General features: G+C 54.1%; 14 protein-coding genes. 9 read left to right on the top strand and 5 right to left on the bottom strand.

Going from position 1 to position 18394, the window contains the following annotated elements; translation table 11 throughout:
* Window position 1: 1 nt before the first annotated feature.
* A complete protein-coding gene (locus BMY44_RS14855; RefSeq protein ID WP_089997193.1) occupies window positions 2-1222 on the bottom strand; it encodes an argininosuccinate synthase in 1221 nt (406 codons plus the stop codon).
* A gap of 204 nt (window positions 1223-1426) precedes the next feature.
* Window positions 1427-1867 carry an NUDIX domain-containing protein gene (locus BMY44_RS14850; RefSeq protein ID WP_089996497.1) on the bottom strand — a complete coding sequence of 147 codons (441 nt, stop codon included), beginning with the start codon at window positions 1865-1867 and terminating at the stop codon, window positions 1427-1429.
* A gap of 78 nt (window positions 1868-1945) precedes the next feature.
* Here BMY44_RS14850 and hslO point away from each other — a divergent pair, with 78 nt between their 5' ends.
* From hslO to BMY44_RS14810, 8 genes are all read left to right on the top strand, one after another.
* Complete coding sequence (gene hslO / locus BMY44_RS14845; RefSeq protein ID WP_089996494.1) at window positions 1946-2944, top strand: Hsp33 family molecular chaperone HslO; 999 nt, start codon at window positions 1946-1948, stop codon at window positions 2942-2944.
* Window positions 2928-3524 (top strand): CoA pyrophosphatase, encoded by a 597-nt coding sequence (locus tag BMY44_RS14840; RefSeq protein WP_089996492.1) that lies wholly within the window; start codon window positions 2928-2930, stop codon window positions 3522-3524. Before hslO ends, BMY44_RS14840 begins: the two co-directional genes overlap by 17 nt.
* Complete coding sequence (locus tag BMY44_RS14835; protein WP_089996489.1) at window positions 3521-4651, top strand: CCA tRNA nucleotidyltransferase; 1131 nt, start codon at window positions 3521-3523, stop codon at window positions 4649-4651. The genes BMY44_RS14840 and BMY44_RS14835 overlap by 4 nt, the downstream gene beginning before the upstream one ends.
* Window positions 4635-5222: a LysE family translocator gene (locus tag BMY44_RS14830; protein WP_089996487.1), complete on the top strand. Its 588-nt coding sequence runs from the start codon at window positions 4635-4637 to the stop codon at window positions 5220-5222. Before BMY44_RS14835 ends, BMY44_RS14830 begins: the two co-directional genes overlap by 17 nt.
* 46 nt (window positions 5223-5268) lie before the next feature.
* Window positions 5269-7113 carry an ABC transporter ATP-binding protein gene (locus BMY44_RS14825; RefSeq protein ID WP_089996483.1) on the top strand — a complete coding sequence of 615 codons (1845 nt, stop codon included), beginning with the start codon at window positions 5269-5271 and terminating at the stop codon, window positions 7111-7113.
* The gene (locus BMY44_RS14820) at window positions 7110-8942 is read left to right on the top strand and encodes an ABC transporter ATP-binding protein (RefSeq protein ID WP_089996480.1); all 1833 of its coding nucleotides are present in this window, start codon (window positions 7110-7112) and stop codon (window positions 8940-8942) included. Before BMY44_RS14825 ends, BMY44_RS14820 begins: the two co-directional genes overlap by 4 nt.
* A gap of 3 nt (window positions 8943-8945) precedes the next feature.
* Window positions 8946-10148, top strand: coding sequence for a class I SAM-dependent RNA methyltransferase (locus tag BMY44_RS18520; protein WP_089996477.1), 1203 nt, complete (start codon window positions 8946-8948; stop codon window positions 10146-10148).
* Between the two features lie 64 nt (window positions 10149-10212).
* Complete coding sequence (locus BMY44_RS14810; protein WP_089996475.1) at window positions 10213-10707, top strand: L,D-transpeptidase family protein; 495 nt, start codon at window positions 10213-10215, stop codon at window positions 10705-10707.
* Here the strand turns inward: BMY44_RS14810 and dalA are convergent.
* Window positions 10704-11276, bottom strand: coding sequence for a divisome-associated lipoprotein DalA (dalA, locus tag BMY44_RS14805; RefSeq protein ID WP_089996472.1), 573 nt, complete (start codon window positions 11274-11276; stop codon window positions 10704-10706). The genes BMY44_RS14810 and dalA overlap by 4 nt on opposite strands.
* Window positions 11277-11446: 170 nt before the next feature.
* Here dalA and BMY44_RS14800 point away from each other — a divergent pair, with 170 nt between their 5' ends.
* On the top strand, window positions 11447-12043 hold the full coding sequence (locus BMY44_RS14800) for a L,D-transpeptidase (RefSeq protein WP_089996469.1): 597 nt from the start codon (window positions 11447-11449) through the stop codon (window positions 12041-12043).
* A gap of 44 nt (window positions 12044-12087) precedes the next feature.
* Here BMY44_RS14800 and BMY44_RS14795 read toward each other — a convergent pair whose 3' ends face one another.
* Together BMY44_RS14795 and BMY44_RS14790 are read right to left on the bottom strand one after the other, a co-directional pair.
* Complete coding sequence (locus BMY44_RS14795) at window positions 12088-15192, bottom strand: ATP-binding protein (protein ID WP_165611858.1); 3105 nt, start codon at window positions 15190-15192, stop codon at window positions 12088-12090.
* Between the two features lie 46 nt (window positions 15193-15238).
* Window positions 15239-18211 (bottom strand): GMC oxidoreductase, encoded by a 2973-nt coding sequence (locus BMY44_RS14790; protein ID WP_242650575.1) that lies wholly within the window; start codon window positions 18209-18211, stop codon window positions 15239-15241.
* Between the last annotated feature and the right edge of the window lie 183 nt (window positions 18212-18394).

Below are 18394 nucleotides of genomic sequence, written 5' to 3'. Positions count from 1 at the left end.
TCTAGCCTTTCAGGCGCCGGTCCCGCGCCGCAAGCAATTTGAGCCGCAACGCGTTTAGCTGGATGAACCCCTTCGCATCGGTCTGGTCATAAGCACCTGCGTCGTCTTCGAATGTCACATGTGCTTCGGAATAAAGCGAATGGTCGGACCAACGTGCCACCGTTGTTGCGCTACCTTTATACAACTTCACGCGTACGGTTCCCGTGACGTGTTCTTGCGACTTGTCGATGAGTGCCTGTAACATCTCACGTTCTGGCGAGAACCAGAAGCCATTGTAGATCAGCTCTGCGTAGCGCGGCATGATCGAGTCTTTAAGATGCCCAGCACCGGAATCCAGCGTGATCTGTTCAATGCCGCGATGTGCTTCTAGCAGTACGGTGCCGCCAGGCGTTTCATAGATGCCGCGTGATTTCATTCCGACAAACCGGTTTTCGACAAGGTCCAGACGGCCGACCCCGTGTTTGCCCCCAAGCTCATTCAGCTTGGTCAGGATCGTCGCGGGGGACATCGATTCCCCGTTGATAGACACTGCATCGCCCTTCTCGAAACCGATTTCGACCATTTCCGGCGCGTTCGGTGCATCTTCGGGCGCGACGGTGCGTTGGTAGACGTACTCCGGTGCTTCGTCTGCCGGGTTTTCCAGCACTTTACCCTCAGATGAGGTGTGGAGCAGGTTGGCATCCACAGAAAACGGCGCTTCGCCACGCTTGTCTTTGGCAACGGGAATCTGATGCTGTTCAGCGAATTCCAGCAATTTGGTGCGGCTGGTCAGATCCCAATCGCGCCAAGGTGCAATTACCTTAATATCTGGGTTCAACGCATAAGCTGCCAGTTCAAAGCGTACCTGATCGTTGCCTTTGCCTGTGGCACCATGTGCAATCGCATCGGCACCTTCTTTTGCCGCGATTTCAACAAGTCTTTTGGAAATAAGTGGCCGGGCAATAGATGTCCCTAAAAGATAGAGCCCTTCGTAGAGCGCGTTCGCGCGAAACATCGGAAAAACGAAGTCACGCACGAATTCTTCGCGTACATCCTCGATGTAGATACTCTTTGCACCCATCATTTCAGCCTTGGCGCGCGCAGGTTCCAGTTCTTCGCCCTGTCCAAGATCTGCAGTAAATGTGACGACCTCGCACTGATATTCAGTCTGCAACCATTTCAGAATGATCGAGGTATCCAAACCGCCAGAGTAGGCGAGCACAACTTTCTTTGGGGAGGACATGGGCATAGGCCTTTATGCAAACATGAATGTTCTTCGCGCGATAACGGCTTTTGCAAAAGGGGGCAAGGTTTGCGCGTTGGCAGTTTGCTGCTGGCACAACTCCACAACGACGGAAGGTGCTTGAAATACCTGGTCATTAAACTGTCGCCGAAGCTTCCGTGGCGGCTGCTTCTGCTTGTTATGTGAGATTTTCCAAGCGCCATGTCACCGAAGTATTCGGCTGGAAAGAAAGTCTGCGTCTCCTTCGTTGCACAGCAGTGGAATGGCCTCTGCGGCGTTCATCCAGATTGCCGTGTGATCTGGTTCAAGCGGCGGGCCCAAACGAACAATAGGCCGTGCAGTATACACATGGCACACCTTTTCGGCCCATTTTTCGTACTCGGGCATAAAGGTAAATCTGCGGAACGCCCCTAACCTCTTAGGGTTACCAATCCGCCAACCGGTTTCTTCGTACACTTCGCGGTGCAGCGCCTGTATCGCCCCTTCTCCGAGGTCGATACCACCGCCAGGTAGAAGCAGGTCGTTGTAGGGCTCTCCCTGCCATGCCAGGAGAATCTCTTGGCCGCGCATCAGAATACCATAGGCCCCGGCGCGCACCCGATACCGTTGTTCGGCCCGTGGCACGTCGCCATACCGTCTGATCATGACTGCTACCCCTTGGACCAGCACTTGTTCTGCCTATATAGGCGCGATAACACAATTCCGCACAAGTGAGGAAACGCCATGACCCTTGGCAGCCAAATCGCCTGGGACGACACAGTATTGCCGTTCCAACTGGACCGATCCGACATTCGCGGACGCGTCGCGCGTCTGGATGGGGTGCTGGAGTCCGTTCTGAAACAGCATGACTATCCGCCAATGATCGAAGGTCTGGTTGCTGAAATGGCGTTGCTGACTGCCCTGATCGGGCAATCGGTCAAGACGCATTGGAAGCTGTCCTTGCAGGTGCGCGGATCCGGACCGGCAAGACTAATTGCGACCGACTATTACGGACCGACAAAAGACGGCGCACCGGCCCGTATCCGTGCCTATGCAAGCTATGACGATAATAAGCTTGATCATTCTGCAGATCCGTTCAGCCAGATCGGACAAGGCTATTTCGCAATACTCATCGATCAGGGCGAGCACATGGCTCCGTATCAGGGCGTGACACCAATCGCCGGGGGTTCGCTGTCGTCATGTGCCGAAACCTATTTCGCGCAGTCCGAACAGTTGCCGACACGGTTCGCGCTGACTTATGGCCGCAACCAGCAACCAGGCGAGCCAGTGCAATGGCGTGCAGGGGGTATCATGCTGCAGCACATGCCAAAAGCGTCGCCATTGATGCAACAACAGGATGGCCCATCGGGTGATGATGGACTTTTGAATGCAGCGGATATTCTTGACGAGGATGAAGGTGAGAACTGGATCCGGGCAAACGCCCTGTTGGATACAGTGGAACAGATCGAGTTGATCGGTCCCACAGTCCAGCCAACCGAACTTCTGGTACGGTTGTTTCACGAGGAAGCACCGCGCGTTTATGACGCTCAGCCGATCAAGTTTGGCTGTACCTGTTCAGAAGCTCGGGTACGCCAAAGTCTGTCGATATATTCGGCAAAGGATATCGGAACCATGACGAAGGACGACGGCACTGTCACAGCAGACTGCCAGTTCTGTGGTGCGCACTACGTCTTTCAACCCGAAACCCTTGGTTTCGAGGCAACAGATGGCTCGGAATCCTGATCTTCAAATGATCCTGACAGATGCGCTGTCTAAAGCTGGCAGCGCATCGTCTGATTTCGACCTCAACGCAGGTATTCAGTTGCCGAAGGGCAGGGTGTTGAAACCGGCAGCGGTCCTGATCGGTGTCACGGAAAATGCGGATGTCATCCTGACGAAACGCTCTGCAAGGTTGAAGCATCATCCAGGGCAGGTGGCGTTTCCCGGCGGCAAGCAAGACCCCACCGATGCGACATTAACAGACGCAGCGTTGCGTGAAGCCAATGAAGAAATCGGTTTGCCCGTGGAGAATGTCAAACCGCTTGGTGCGTTACCACCGCATGAAACGGTTACGAGCTACAAGATCACACCGATTGTGGCACTGATTCAAGGGGATTTCCGTGAAATAGCCGAAGCGGGCGAGGTTGCAGAGATATTTCGGGCCCCGTTGTTCCACATAACCAATCCGGCAAATTTTCGTGTCGAAGGACGGCGTTGGCAGGGAGATATACGTCATTATTACACCGTTCCGTATGGACCCTATTACATTTGGGGTGCGACGGCACGCATCTTGCGCGGGCTCGCGGAATGCATGAACAAATGAAGCAGATCTTTGCGCCCTGGGTCGAACAAGCCGCGCCGATTTGCGCCATGCTGACCGAGGCAGGATTTCAGGCTTGGTTTGTTGGCGGATGCGTTCGAAATACGCTCTTGGGTGCGCCGGTTACGGATATTGATATCAGCACCTCTGCCAGACCTGACACGGTAACTGACCTTGCCGAGGCATCTGGCTTCAAGGCCGTGCCGACAGGTATCGATCATGGCACGGTCACGGTTGTCGCGGACGGGACTGCTTATGAAGTGACAACGCTGCGCAAAGATGTCGCTACAGATGGACGGCGTGCGGTGGTCGCCTATGCAGATACACTAGAAGAAGACGCGCTGCGCCGCGACTTTACGATGAATGCTATCTATGCGCAGCCTGATGGTGTTCTTGTGGATCCGCTTGATGGATTGTCTGACCTGAAAGTCAGGCGCTTTCGGTTCATAGAAGATGCCGATCAGCGTATCAAAGAAGACTATCTGCGTATCCTACGCTTTTTCCGGTTTCATGCTTGGTATGGTGCGGATGGATTGGATGAAGAGGGGCTTGCTGCCTGTGCCGCAAATGTCGATGGAATCGATCTATTGTCGAAGGAGCGGATTGGCAGTGAATTGTTGAAGCTGCTTGCTGCCCCCAACCCTGCACTGGCGACCGCAAGCATGGCGTCCATCGGAGCGCTGCTGCGAATATTGCCCGGCGCGGATCATCAGCCTCTGGCGGTTTTGGTCCATCTCGAAGAAATTCTCGGTTTGCCGATAGACCCGATCCGCCGGCTTGCTGTGATCGGCGGGGAAGACGCGCAAAACAATCTTCGTCTGTCAAAGGAGCAGGCGAGAAGATTGGCAGTTCTTTGTCAAACAGTGTCTAACATGATGGATTATGCGTATCGCCATGGATCGGAAGTAGGCATCGACCGGCTGGTAATCGAAGCAGCGGCTGGCGGCATTGGGGTTTCGGAAGACGACATCGCGACTGTCCGCCACGCGGGCAAGCAGCGCTTTCCCGTAAAAGCTGCCGATCTGATGGATCGCTATAAAGGTCCAGCGCTTGGCAAGGCATTGAAAGACGCTGAGCAAAGGTGGATTGCTTCCGGATTCACGCTGGGCAAGGATGATCTTCTTGCCTGATACAGCACTGTTGCTTTTTGTCTTTTTTGGACTGTTTTCGCCGGGACCAAATGTAATTCTTCTGACAGCATCTGGTGCCCGTTTCGGGCTGGGGCCGACCATGCCACATATCCTGGGTGTCGCGATTGGGGTCGGGATCACGGCAGGGATCACGGGACTTGGCATCGGTGCGCTTCTTGATGCGCTTCCTGCGCTTAAGCTCGGCCTCCAGATCATTGCGTCTGTGTGGATCATCTACATGGCGTGGAATTTGTGGAACGCGAACCCGGCGACACAGAAAGCGACTGACAAACCGTTCACCTTTGTCGAGGCAGTTCTGTTTCAATGGGTGAACCCGAAGGTCTGGGCTGTCGCGTTCAGCGCGTCCACTTTTGTTGCTGATCTCAGCATTCCCACCCAAATGGCGCATCTCGCGATAGCGTTTTCAGGGATCAATCTTGGGGTCTGCTTTTTCTGGACAAGTGCAGGCCACCTCTTGTCCTACCTCCTGCAGAACGAAACTGCGTGGCGGACATTCATGCGGATCATGGCTTTTGCATTGGGGGTCTTCGCCATCATGGTTTTCCTTTAGCTTAAACCGCGTTAGGTCTGCTTTATCCCAACGGCAGGCCAACTCAGTGTTTCGATTCTTCGAAAATCTGGTCGATCCTTATGTGGTGTATAAGGAAAACGACGCACCTCCGCAGCGGTTGACACCGTTTCTGCTGGAATACGCGCGACCATTCGCTGGGATTTTCTGGCTGACCGGATTGATGTCCGTAATCGTGGCGTCCGTCGAAATTTATCTTCTTTATTATCTGGGTCGCCTCGTTGATGTAATGGGTGACAGTACACCGGGCAGTTTCTGGCAAACCCACGGTTTCGAACTGATCATCGTTGCGATCTTCATCCTGACATTGCGTCCCGCGCTGGGTATGGCGCAGGTCGCTTTATTGAATAACACGATCCTGCCGAATATCGGGACTATGGTTCGGTGGCGGGCGCATCGCCACGTCCTGCGGCAGTCCGTGGGTTGGTTCGAGAATGACTTTGCAGGGCGTATCGCGAACCGCATCATGCAAACTCCGCCCGCCGTAGGCGAGGTCGTCTTTCAAATCTTCGATGCAATTACATTCGCTCTGGCCTATCTGATCGGCGCGCTTGTCCTTTTGGGCGAAGCGGACGTGCGGTTGATCGTTCCCATGCTGGCATGGTTCGTTCCTTACCTTTTTCTGCTTCGTTGGGTGATCAAACAGGTCGCCCCTGCATCTCAGGCCGCATCGGATGCGCGCAGCGCGGTCACTGGACGGGTCGTAGATAGCTATACAAATATCCACTCGGTCAAGATGTTCGCCCATCATGACCGCGAAGTGGACTACGCCAAGGAAGCGATAGAAACCGCGCGAAAAACCTTTCAGGTCGAGATGCGCCTGTTTTCGATAATGGATCTGGCGCTGATCCTTTTGAATGGCATCCTTGTTGTAGGCGTTGTGGGCTACGCTATTTTCTTGTGGACCCAGGAAGCGGCTTCACTTGGTGTCGTGGCCGCCGCTTCTGCGTTAACCCTACGCTTGAACGGAATGAGCGGCTGGATCATGTGGGCAGTATCGAATTTCTTTCGGAACCTTGGTGTCGTGGCTGAAGGCATGGAAACGATCGCGCAGCCAGTGACGCTCCTCGACAAGCCAGGTGCGAAGCCTTTGGAGGTGCGCGCGGGCAAGGTCGAAATCAAAGAGCTGTCGCATCACTACGGTAAGAAAAAGGGTGGGTTGGATAGGATCAACCTGACAATACCTGCTGGTCAAAAGGTCGGACTTGTCGGGCAATCTGGTGCCGGAAAATCGACACTAGTAAAGCTGTTCTTGCGGTTTTATGACGCTGAGCTAGGCGAAATTCTGATCGATGGGCAGAACACGCAATCCGTGACGCAGGATTCCTTGCGTAGCGCGATCGGTATGGTTCAGCAGGACTCGGCACTTCTGCATCGGTCTGTGCGTGAGAATATTGCCTATGGTAATCCAGACGCATCCGATGATCAGATTATCGCGGCTGCGAAAAAGGCACAGGCGCATGAATTTATACAGACGCTGGAAGACGCGGAAGGAAATAAGGGTTACGCGTCGCGGGTCGGAGAGCGCGGCGTAAAGCTGTCCGGTGGTCAACGACAGCGGATCGCGCTTGCTCGTGTCATGCTAAAGGACGCGCCCATCCTTATGCTGGATGAAGCAACGTCTGCACTCGACTCAGAAGTCGAAGCGGCGATTCAGGACACGTTGTCCACGATGATGGAAGGTAAGACTGTCATTGCGATCGCGCACCGCTTGTCGACGATTGCCCAGATGGACCGGATTATCGTGCTTGAAAATGGTCGTATTATTGAAGACGGCGATCATCAGGGCCTGTTGGAAGCAAACGGGCAATATGCACGGTTCTGGGCGCGGCAGTCCGGCGGATTTCTTGGCCAAAGCGAGGCCGCAGAATGAGCCCAAGCAGATGGATTCCACCATTTCAGCCAGCCGATGGCCCGCCGCCGGCCACGCTGCTTGCCTTCATGCGCTGGGCGTTGACCGGCAGCTTTTCAGTCATCTTTGCAGGTTCGTTCATCTCTATTGTTTCAGGCCTGATCGAAGTCGCTTCGGCGCTGATACTTGGCTGGGTCATCGATGCAGCGCTGGCGGGCACACCAGCCACGTTTTTTACAGATAATACGGGTCTGATACTGGGCATCGTGGTGTTTTTTCTAGTTTTCCGTCCGGCATGGCTTGGCCTGTCGGGCGTCATGCAGTCGGTGATTTTAGCACCACAGGTCTATTCTCTGATCCTTTCGCGTTTAAACAAGCATACACTGGGGCAGGGGGTCACCTTCTTTGATGACGATTTCGCGGGACGCATCGCTGCCAAGCAGATGCAAGCGGCACGGGCCCTGACTGATGTTGTTGTTGAATTTGTTCATACCGTCATGTTCGCTTTGGCATCTCTCGTCGGATCTGTTGTGCTTGTTCTGACGATTGATGCGTGGTCTGCGGCGATCCTCCTGATTTGGATTGCGGCGTATATCGGCTTTATCCGCGTATTCATGCCGCGCATCCGCAAAGCTTCGATGGCACGCGCGTCAACACGTGCGATGGTGACGGGGCAAATCGTCGATACGGTCACGAACATCAAAACAGTAAAACTTTTTGCCCACGATAACCACGAAGATCAGGCGGCCAATGCAGCAATTGACGATTTCCGGATCAAGGGGATTGCGTGGGGCTGGGTGTCGGCCTCTTTCCGGTTCTGGCTTATGGCGCTTGCCGGAGTCCTGCCGCTGATCCTTGTCGGTGTGACGCTGGTATTGTGGACGCAGGGCGCGACGACAGCCGGTGCGATCGCGGTTGCGGGTACAATTGGACTGCGTCTCGCTCAAATGACCGGCTGGGTCAGCTTCACCTTAATGGGCATGTACTCCAACATAGGCGAGGTCGAGGACGCGGCCCGCACATTGTCCCCAGCACACCAATTGGTCGATAAGCCTGATGCCAAACCGCTTGTTGTCACAGACGGGTACATCACAATGGAGGACGTGACCTTTACCTATGGCGGCGGGCCCGGTGGTTTGGATAGAGTCAGTTTGACGGTCAACAGCGGTGAAAAGCTCGGGATTGTTGGTGCTTCTGGGGCTGGTAAATCGACGTTGGTTGCTTTGCTTTTGCGGCTATATGATGCGGAACGGGGTGTTTTGCGGATTGACGGACAAGACATTTCCGAAGTGACGCAGGAAAGCCTGCGCCGCCAGATCAGCATGGTCACGCAGGAAACGGCCATGTTCAACCGGTCTGCAAGTGCGAACATCAGCTATGGCACACCAGATGCCACTCAGGATCAGGTGGTAGAGGCAGCCAAACGCGCTGAGGCCCACGACTTTATCTGTGAACTGGCTGATTTCAAGGGCCGCAAGGGCTATGATGCCCACCTTGGCGAGCGTGGTGTCAAACTGTCGGGCGGCCAGCGCCAACGGATTGCCATTGCACGTGCCATTCTGAAGGACGCTCCGATCCTTGTGCTGGACGAGGCGACATCTGCGCTCGATTCAGAGGTTGAGGCATCAATTCAGGCAGCGTTAGAGACTGTCATGGATGGCAAAACGACCATCGCCATCGCGCATCGTCTGTCCACGCTTGCTCGCATGGACCGGATTGTCGTGCTTGACGCTGGGCGCATTGTAGAACAAGGCACACACGCTGACTTGCTGGCGCAAGACGGTCTTTATGCGCGCTATTGGAACCGGCAGTCAGGTGGTTTTATCAATGTTCAGGATGCGGCGGAATAGTCCATGGGTGTAATTGAGGGCCTGACTCATCTGGGGTTAGGAAAGCTGGACGATGGGCGATCGCTAGTGCCACGGGTACTTCCAGGTGAAGTTGTCGAGGTCACACAGGAAGGAACATTGCGGATCATCACACCGTCTGGCGATCGCGTTGCAGCGCCATGTCGACATTTCAAATCCTGCGGCGGTTGCGCGATGCAACACGCATCTGATCCATTTGTAGCAGAATGGAAAACCGGCATCGTGCGTAAAGCACTGCAAGCCCATGGATTAGAGCCTAATTTTCGTACCACGCATACATCGCCCGCCAAGTCCAGACGCAGGTCGAAGCTTTCTGCAAGACGTACGAAGAAAGGGGCAACTGTTGGGTTTCACGCAAGAGCTTCGAATCTCCTCATACCTGTACCTGACTGCCAACTTCTGACGCCGCGCTTGGGCGACGCGATCCCCGCGCTGGAAATCCTCACTACGCTTGTTGCAAGCCGGAAAGAGGAAATCGCCCTGACTGTAACCGACACAACTGTCGGAACAGATATCCACATACAGACCGAACAGAAGCTGACTTCTGAAATGCGCATGAATCTCGCGGAATTTTCCCGTGAATATGGCGTGTCACGGCTGACGTGGCTGGACGAACCCGTTGTGGAAATGGCACCACCTTTTCAGCAGTTTGGCAAAGCCCGTGTCGTGCCGCCGCCGGCCGCGTTCTTGCAGGCGACGCTGGAAGGAGAAAATGCGCTCGTCACCGATGTGCTAGAGATCTCGGAGCGAGCCAAGACAGTCGTGGATCTTTTTGCCGGTTGTGGCACTTTCACGCTTCCGCTTGCGGAAACAGCAGAAGTGCATGCGATCGAGGGCGAAGAACCCATGCTGGCAGCACTTGATAAGGGTTGGCGGCTGGCGCATGGGCTCAAGCGGGTCACGACAGAGACTCGAGATCTGTTTCGACGTCCGCTCGAACCCGACGAGCTGGCTCGCTTTGATGCCGCAGTGATCGATCCACCTCGCGCGGGGGCCGAGGCGCAGATTGCGACACTTGCGCAATCCAGCGTGCGAACAATTGCCATGGTGTCTTGCAATCCCGTGACGTTTGCGCGTGATGCGGCCCAACTTGTTGGCGCGGGCTATGATCTGAAATGGGTTCGCGTCGTTGATCAATTCCGTTGGTCAAGCCATGTGGAAATGGTGGCATCGTTCACACGTCTGTGATGTCCTTGACCAGGACAATGTGCTAAGGGTTCGGAAATCGGCAAAGACCGGGGCAAAGGGCAGTATGGGTTATTCAAGACGTTTTGTTCTACTGGGTGCCATCGGCACTTTTCTATCAGCATGCGCGAGCAAGTTCCGCGTCTATCGCGGCCCTGTCATTACCAAGATTCAGGTAAACAAGGGCCAGCGACGGCTACACCTTTTTCACAACGATCAAGTATTGAAATCCTATCGCTTCGATCTTGGATTTGCCCCTGAAGGGCATAAGCAGTTTGAAGGCGACGGCAAGACGCCTGAAGGAGCGTACCGCATTTCGTTCAAGAACCCGGACAGCCGCTTTCATCTTTCAATCAAAGTCGATTATCCGAACGCGAGGGACATCGCCTATGCGCAGCGGATGGGAAAAAGCCCCGGCGGGGACATATTCATTCACGGAACGCCAAAGGTGTACGCTGGCAAACCGGATTGGACATGGGGATGCCTCGCTGTCACCAACCGCGAGATGGAAGACATTTACGCGATGGTGAATGTCGGAACGCCGATTTACATCTATCCCTAACGGCCGCTGACTGGCGTAATGCCTGGTAGAACTGACGGGATCGGCCTGGACGCGGCAGGATCACCACCCATATTCATTGTCCACCACAACTTTCCTGCCGGTTCCTGGAACCAGCCAAGACCCATCCGACGTGCATTCGCATCAAGGATCACACTGCGCGTGTCTGGATCTTTCATCCAGGCGGCAAGCGTCTCCAGCTCTGTCTCGTAGCTTTCGGAGATGTTTTCACCTAGCAACCGCCCCTGAAAACCTGCGCGTTGCGCACGATCAATGGGCGATGAACCATCAGAGCCGAATAGCCAAGGCCGGTTTTGGACGGACATATCACGTGAATGGGTTTCTGCGGCGGCATTCAATGAAGCGTCCAATTCGACCGCGGGTACACCTGCGGCCTGCCGCAGGGTATTCACGCTGTCCAGCATACGGAATTGAATGTCATCCTTGTCACCCGGTCCAATATTGTAGACTTGCGGCAAGGGGAGGCCATCTGGCCCGACCCGTGCATTTGACCGTGCACATGCTGTCAACGCAAGTGCCGTACCACCGAGAAGGATTTCACGTCTAAGCATCTTTAAACTCGTCGCTGTGTTGTTGGCTGTGCTTAGCGGCAAAGAGGCCACACTTCAAACGGTGTTGCGCAAACAAGTGCCGATCTGACATTTGTTTGATTTGCTTGCGCTCAATTGGCATCATAGGAGAGGGCAAACTAGGCAGAGATCTTCTTTGAAGGGCGCTACAGATGACCAAAAAGACAACAGTCGCATTGTCCCGACGCGGGTTCCTCGCAGCATCCGCCGCGATGATGGGTAGCAGCGCAATAGCGCAGGCGACCGCGAATAGCACCGAAGTCGAATCGAACATCTCCTCCAGCGTGCAGCGCAATACATCCAGCTTCCGTTCCTTGGACTGGCAGCCCTATTTCAGCAATCTGGCTGGTGGTGCGATCCTGTGCGATCTGCAATCGCGTGCCGTGCATTTCTGGTCCGAAGATCAGTCGGTCTACAAATTGTATCCGTCCAGCGTACCACTGACCGAAGATTTGACCCGCAAGGGGCGTACGGAAGTTGTCCGCAAGGTCGAAGGGCCAAGTTGGCGGCCAACACCATCCATGCGTGAACGCAATCCCGAGTGGCCCGAGTTCATCGGACCTGGACCAGAAAATCCACTTGGTACACATGCGCTTTACCTGTCTTGGACGTACTATCGTATCCACGGTACGCACGACACACGCAAAATCGGACGCCGTTCCTCAAATGGGTGTATCGGCCTATACAACGAACACATTGCTGAACTCTTCAGCATGGCAAGCGTTGGAACGCAGGTTCTGTTGATCTAGGAACGATCGTTCAACAAGACTGGATTCATGGCGGCGGATATATGTTACCTGCCGTCTTTTTCTTTTTGTGTCGAGATGCCAAATGACGACAGCGCACGTTCAGCGCGACAAAGCAAAAGGGTCAGTCCTTCTTCAGCGGCACTTTGATAACCTGTTTCAAGGTGTTTAATTGCATCAGACGTGCGTCCGCGCGATTTGGCGATCAGCCCAAGTCCGATATGTGCCCGAGCGAAATGCGCCCCGCATTTGAGTGGGTCGAGCGCGATAGCCTTGTGTAAGTCGCGTTCTGCAATCTTCTTCCAGCGCAGACGCAGAAATGCAAATGTGATGGCATCCCGCATTCCCGGCTTCTTCGTCTCGAATGGACCATTCGGAGTCGGGTTCTCAAGTTCAGGATCTACCAGCCCGGCTAAGATTAGTAACAGTTCCGCCCGCAGATGCAGGTATTGCCGCCACATGTTGACGTTCCCGGAATGTGCAATCTCAGGCATGATCTGGTTGATCATACGCCATCCATCTGCGAGCCGGCGTTCCTTGAATGCGATTAGGATAAGTGACAGATCTGCACTATGGATCAGGTTATAGTCGGGTCGACCTATTACCGCAGCGCGATACCTTTCAAGCAAGGGTTTCATAACGGACGGCGGATCGCGGAATATGCGGCAATAAAGTTCGACCATATTGACGACGACAGCATCGGCAGATCCGGGGATGACATGCTTTCGGCCATCTTGAACGGTCTGGTAGGCCTGCTCTGGCGTGCCTTCAACGATGCTCACAAGAGCGCGCGCCCAAAGTGCGTACGATCTACCGCGCCGATCATTATGCGTTCTTGAGTATGACGCGATTTTGTCTGCGGTTTCGAGCGCCAATCTGCGCCTTCCTGATGACCGATAAACGGCGGATTTCTGGTAGAGTGTCATCATGGCGAGGTGCGTGTCGTTTTCGGCTTCGGCAACGGGGATGATTTGATCTGCAAGATCAATGATCCAATCTGGCGGACGCCAATAGGTCTCTTCGTACGTCCGCAAAAGCGCCAATTTCGCCCATGCAGCGCCTAGCGCATCATGTGTTGTCTCGGCTTCCGCGAGCACTTTCTGTGCCAGTTGTTCGGCGGCTGCGTAGTCACGAGTATGGGTCAGAGCAATCGCGCTCAAGTTCCGAACCATATTAGCTTCGTGTCCTAGCGAATGTGTCTGAAGGTGTGGCAGCAACCGCGTCCCGACGTCCAGCACTTGACCGAAACTGCCAAGCTGATCGAGAGCACGGATCCACGTCATTGCGAGGCTGGCAAAGGATTCGGGTTCAATAAGGGTGGGATCCGCTTCGATGTACTGCATTGCTTGCTCCAATAGGATATCAACATCCCGCAAAGCATAGGATTGCAGGCTCTGTTGCGCGGCCTGTACCAAGTATTTGACGGCTTTTGCGGCGTTTTCCGCTTGCGTGAAATGGTCAGCAAGGCGTGCAAATGTTTCTGTGTCCGCCAGAGACTCTAGAGCCTGTGCCACGCGCCCATGCGCCATGCGCCGTTCTGACGACAATAAACTTCCGTAAACCGCATCACGGATCAAAGCATGGACAAACCGAAAGTGGTCATCATCTTTCTGCTCAACTATGTCTCCCAGACCGGCGAGATCGACGTGAGTGTTCATCGCTTTCTTGAGAAGGCTGGTCGAGAAATCCCGGCCTATCACAGAAGCGAGCTGCAAGGCTGCCTTTTGTGAGGCCGAAAGCCTGTCGACTCGCGCAAGAACAAGGTGCTGGAGGTTCCCGGTGACAAATCCGGTTTCGCCTTCTCCCAGACCGAGTCCGTCAGGAGTTTCGACCAGCTGACTACCGGATTTCAGGGCGCGAATAATTTCCTCGGCGATGAGCGGGATGCCTTCCGATTTCCGAGCGACCAACCCGTTTAATTCCGGCGAAACCGGTGATGCAAAGCGCGCTACTACGATCTCTCCAATTTCGCTATCTGACAGCGGCGACAGTACAACCTTTGAAACGCCGTCGTCGCGTGCCCATTCCGCCGCGTAAGTTGGTCGGGCGGTGACAATCAGCGGCAAAGGTTCACACGCAAGCCCAGCCAGTAGATCGTTCGACGCAGAGTCTATCCAGTGGATATCTTCAATAACGAAGATAATTGCCTTTTGTTTGGATAGCTGTCGCAAGATTTCTGTCAGGATTTCGCGTTCCTGCAGCGCTCGGGTGAGTGCGTCAGTCTTCGGATCCAGCACAACGCGCAGGTTCTCTGCATCACAATAGTCGGTAAGTTTCCTCAAGACAGCGTCTGGTGGTCCAGCATGACCAATCACCTGTCGCAATATTTCGTAGATTGGTCCAAATGGCGTTTGGCCCGTTGGGATGCACTGACCAAAACAGACTGTTCGGTCGTCCGGGACCTTCGCAACTACTTCGTGCACCAAACGTGATTTCCCAACACCGGCGACGCCTGACACTAAGAGAATACGAGGACGTTCTTGACTCAGTACAGAACTAACTGCTTGATCCAGCTCTTTTTTGCGGCTGACAAATCCGACCATTCCACGCCGCCGTGTTCCGTCAAAACGCGTAATTGCCTCCAGCATTTCGCCAAGCGCATGGATATGAACGGGATCATCGAAACCCTTTATTGGCTGAAAGCCCAGATCGGTCGTAGTCGCAAAGCCGTCGATCTCTCGCTGAATATCCAGCGTTACGAGGACATCACCCGGACCTGCAATCGTTTGTAAACGTGTCGCTTGAATGACGGGATCGCCAACGACCTTGATCGAATCATCGTTCTCATGGGCGATCATTGCGTTGCCACCTGCGATTCCCGTACGGAAGCTTGGAATGACACCGAAACGCTTGGCTAGTGTCTGTCTTTCTGCGTTCAAACGCCTTCGAAAGGCGTTTGCAGCAGCACAAACTTGCACGGACGCATTTTCCAATGCGCGAGGTGCGCCGAAAGCGGCGAGGATACCGTCGCCTGCAGTATCGACAACATGGCCGCCGTGGGCTTCGACTTCTTCGCGAACCAGGCCCAACACGTGCTGCAGCAGTTCGTAGACCTTCTCGTTGCCGATTTCCTGTGTGATACGGGTAGATCCGACCATGTCGGTGGACAGAATGGCCGTCCATCTCTTTTCACCCGTCGGCGTTGTCAGCATATGTTTTTCTGTCCCCCGGACACTCTCCCGACGTCCGCAGAAAAGGCTAGGCCCTTGAACTGAGCATATCAAGCAATTTGGGGAAGATATGCTTATCGGCATCTTTTCCGATGAAGCAGTCCATATGCCCATAATTGGGATAGACATGGCGTGTGTAACGCTCCGGATTGCCATTATTTTGCTGCAACCAGTGCTGCGCCCGTAGTGTCGCCTCCGGCAGCATCTCTTGATTAAGCGCACCGACAATAAAATGGATCGGCATATCCAAATTAGCGACATTTGGCATGTAAATGTCTGCGCCGTTCACATCGATGACAGTGCCTCTCTCAAATATCTTCGCGATATGGATGAAGGATCGCGATGCGACCGGGCCGAACAAGTCAGCAATTGTATTATGGGTCGCCTGATTGAGCTGGGCATGCAGGTAACTTGGGCCGAATCCGAATGTAATCCTGTGGCACGTCGGACTGTAGCATTCCGTCGGCGCGAAACCCGGGACTTTCCAGGCAAGTCCGGTAAGCGCGTTATCGATGTCTTTCGAATAGAAGGGATGCGGGCTTGGTGCGCGCGGATCAAAGACCGCAAGACCATGTTTCGCAGCCTCTGCAACATCTGGGGCCAGATCGAGCATATCAATCAACCCCCACATCTGTCGCGGCAATCCTTCGGCCACATAGCGCGACAATTCCACGTCTGACTTTGCATAGTTGTACCAATTTGTGATTGCAAATGGACCAGTTGCGGATGCGATGACTTGGCGAACTGGCAAGCGCTGGTAAAGCAACGCCATGAATAATGACATTGATCCGATGCAATGGACCAGAACTTGCACGTCTGATGCATTCTTGACAGGGGTTCGTTTAAGTACTTCGTCGATCGCGGTTGGCCAATCGTACTGGGCAACCTGATCGAGGGTGAAAGGTATCTGGCTTGCTGTTATCGCACCACTACCACGGTAGTCGAACAGCCAAATGTCATAGCCTTCTGCCATTAGCGCTTGCACGAGGTTTTGATCGACCGTTGGAAGCGCAAAAGAAGATGCGCATGTGCCAAACCCGCCAGCAAGCACGATCGGTCCCTTGGTGCCAGGATAGTGGGTCAGCTGAAGCCATACGCCCGGTTCAGACTCGAATTGGTAGGTCGCGGCATTCAAATACGGGTCTTTAACAAGACTTTCATTTCTGTCCCGTTCTTGAAAGTTCGATGCGTAGCTGAACACACCGCCGTAGGTCCGCAACGCGAACTCCCCAAACTTTCCGAGCACCTGCGCTTTGTAGAAGTCGGTCAGCGCCTTCTCAGCTTGTTGGCCGTTTTCGTTCAGAACATGCGCGACCCCTAACACAAGATTTGCCCGCAAAGCTGGGTTGTCGAACACATCTGGCAGTGTGCTTGGAGCATCAAGGCCAGCGCCCTTAATCACCTCGTACGCGTCTATGAAACCCTGCATCAGTGCCTTGGTCGTATAGGAAATATCCAAATTTACGGCCTGTTCAATCAGATCTTGCAGCTCAAGTTCCAATAATCCGCGTGCTATCTCCACGTTGTCTTTAAACACCTTCACCCGGCATTCCGTCAGATCACGCCACCAATGTGAACCTTCACGGCGTTGAATTGTTTTGAAGCATTCAAATCGTAGTTGTTCGTCTTTGCTTCCCGCCGACATAAGATTGCCAGCATAGGTCATTTCCCATTTTTCGACGACTTCCGGATCAGGCATCATAAAGCGGAACTTGCCGTCCTTGATGAAAAAGGAACCGCCGATTGCTTCCGAATGAAATGTGCCAGATTCGATTGAAAGAAAGCCGTCTGGTGGCGTCGTCGCGCGACGTATTTTTTCCGTCCTGATTTTGGCCGTGAACGTGCAGTTTGCGCCCGCTTTCGCCGCGACCCGGAAAGGATCGCGTGAAGCCGGATTGTCTGTCAGTCCGAGAGATGAAATGCGCCCGCGCATGATTTCATCAAATCCGCCGCCCGGTGAAAAATCACCTGTCAGCGTCTCTAGGTTTTTAAGTCTCTCTCTCAACCCGGTTGGTTTCGACGCGATGAGAAGATCGAGCATTTGTTCAGCAATTGGAAGTACGATTGCCGTATAGTCGGTGTCTGATTTTAACACTTCAAAAAGTGTTTCTTGGCTCGCTATCGGATATCTTTTCTTCAGATCAACCGGGACTAGCTTCGCGTAAGCAATGCTCAGCATTAACCAGACATTGCTAATTTTGCTTTTCGACAAAGGCAGATCGCCTTCGGTGATCGCATGGACCAGTTCAGAAAGTGCCTGATGAAGTTTTTCTAGATCGGATAGCCCCAACTTGGCCGGCTTTGATGGGACAGATTGGTTAAGCGGCTTTGCAGGTGTTGTATCCGTCTGCCAACCCTGCGCTTTCACCAGCTCGTCCATCGCCCGTTCGGCAACAGCTGTAATCGTCAGATGTGGATTTACGCCGACACCGCCGGGCAACGAGGCACCGTCACATACGAACAACCCTTCGTAGAGCCCGCCATCATGTCGAAACACCTGACAATCTGAATTCACGACACCGGATTTGTGGTCCTTCCCCATTGCGCAGCCACCAATTGGATGAACCGTAATCAAGCGGTTTCCAAAAGCGTCCTGCCAAAAGGGCATTGGCAGGTATTCGGCCTTGATGGCATCACTGGCGCGACTGATTGCGGCACCATCGGCAACAATCGCAGGGTCTAATCCGGCGTTTTTCCACCTCACACTGATCCGGTCCGCTTTCATTTCCAAGACGCCGGCAGAGCTATCGTGGCTCATAACGAGAAATGGAAGCGTTCGAGCGACAGGGCCGTCATAGGCGGAGTCGGCAAGCGATTTTGCATTTGCAACATCGGCCATGTCTTGCAAGCGCTGGGCCGCATCGCCAAACCTGAATGGGTCGCCCATTAGCGCGTCAATCACAGGGAATGCCGCAGCATATCCTGCCGCCAAGGCCCCTGGCATCACGCCTTCTTCTATCAGCATATCCTCTGACAGAGTATCGCCTTGCAACCGGATCATGCCAGTGATGCAGGGACCGGGCGCGTAGGCTTCACCTTCGTCCGGATGGTGTGGGCCCGCGCCAACGCCATAAACATTGGAACGGTTCTCCACTGCATTGATTTGGTCCGCATCTTTGATATTCGCGTTGTAACCAAAGGCCCAGACGTCACCGTTGCCGGAAAACCGCTGCCCCAGGCGATT

The sequence above is a fragment of the Cognatiyoonia koreensis genome (assembly GCF_900109295.1).
Taxonomy (GTDB): Bacteria; Pseudomonadota; Alphaproteobacteria; order Rhodobacterales; family Rhodobacteraceae; genus Cognatiyoonia; species Cognatiyoonia koreensis.
The sequence above is the reverse complement of the archived record's forward strand: the minus strand, read 5'-3'. Positions and strand labels throughout refer to the sequence as shown.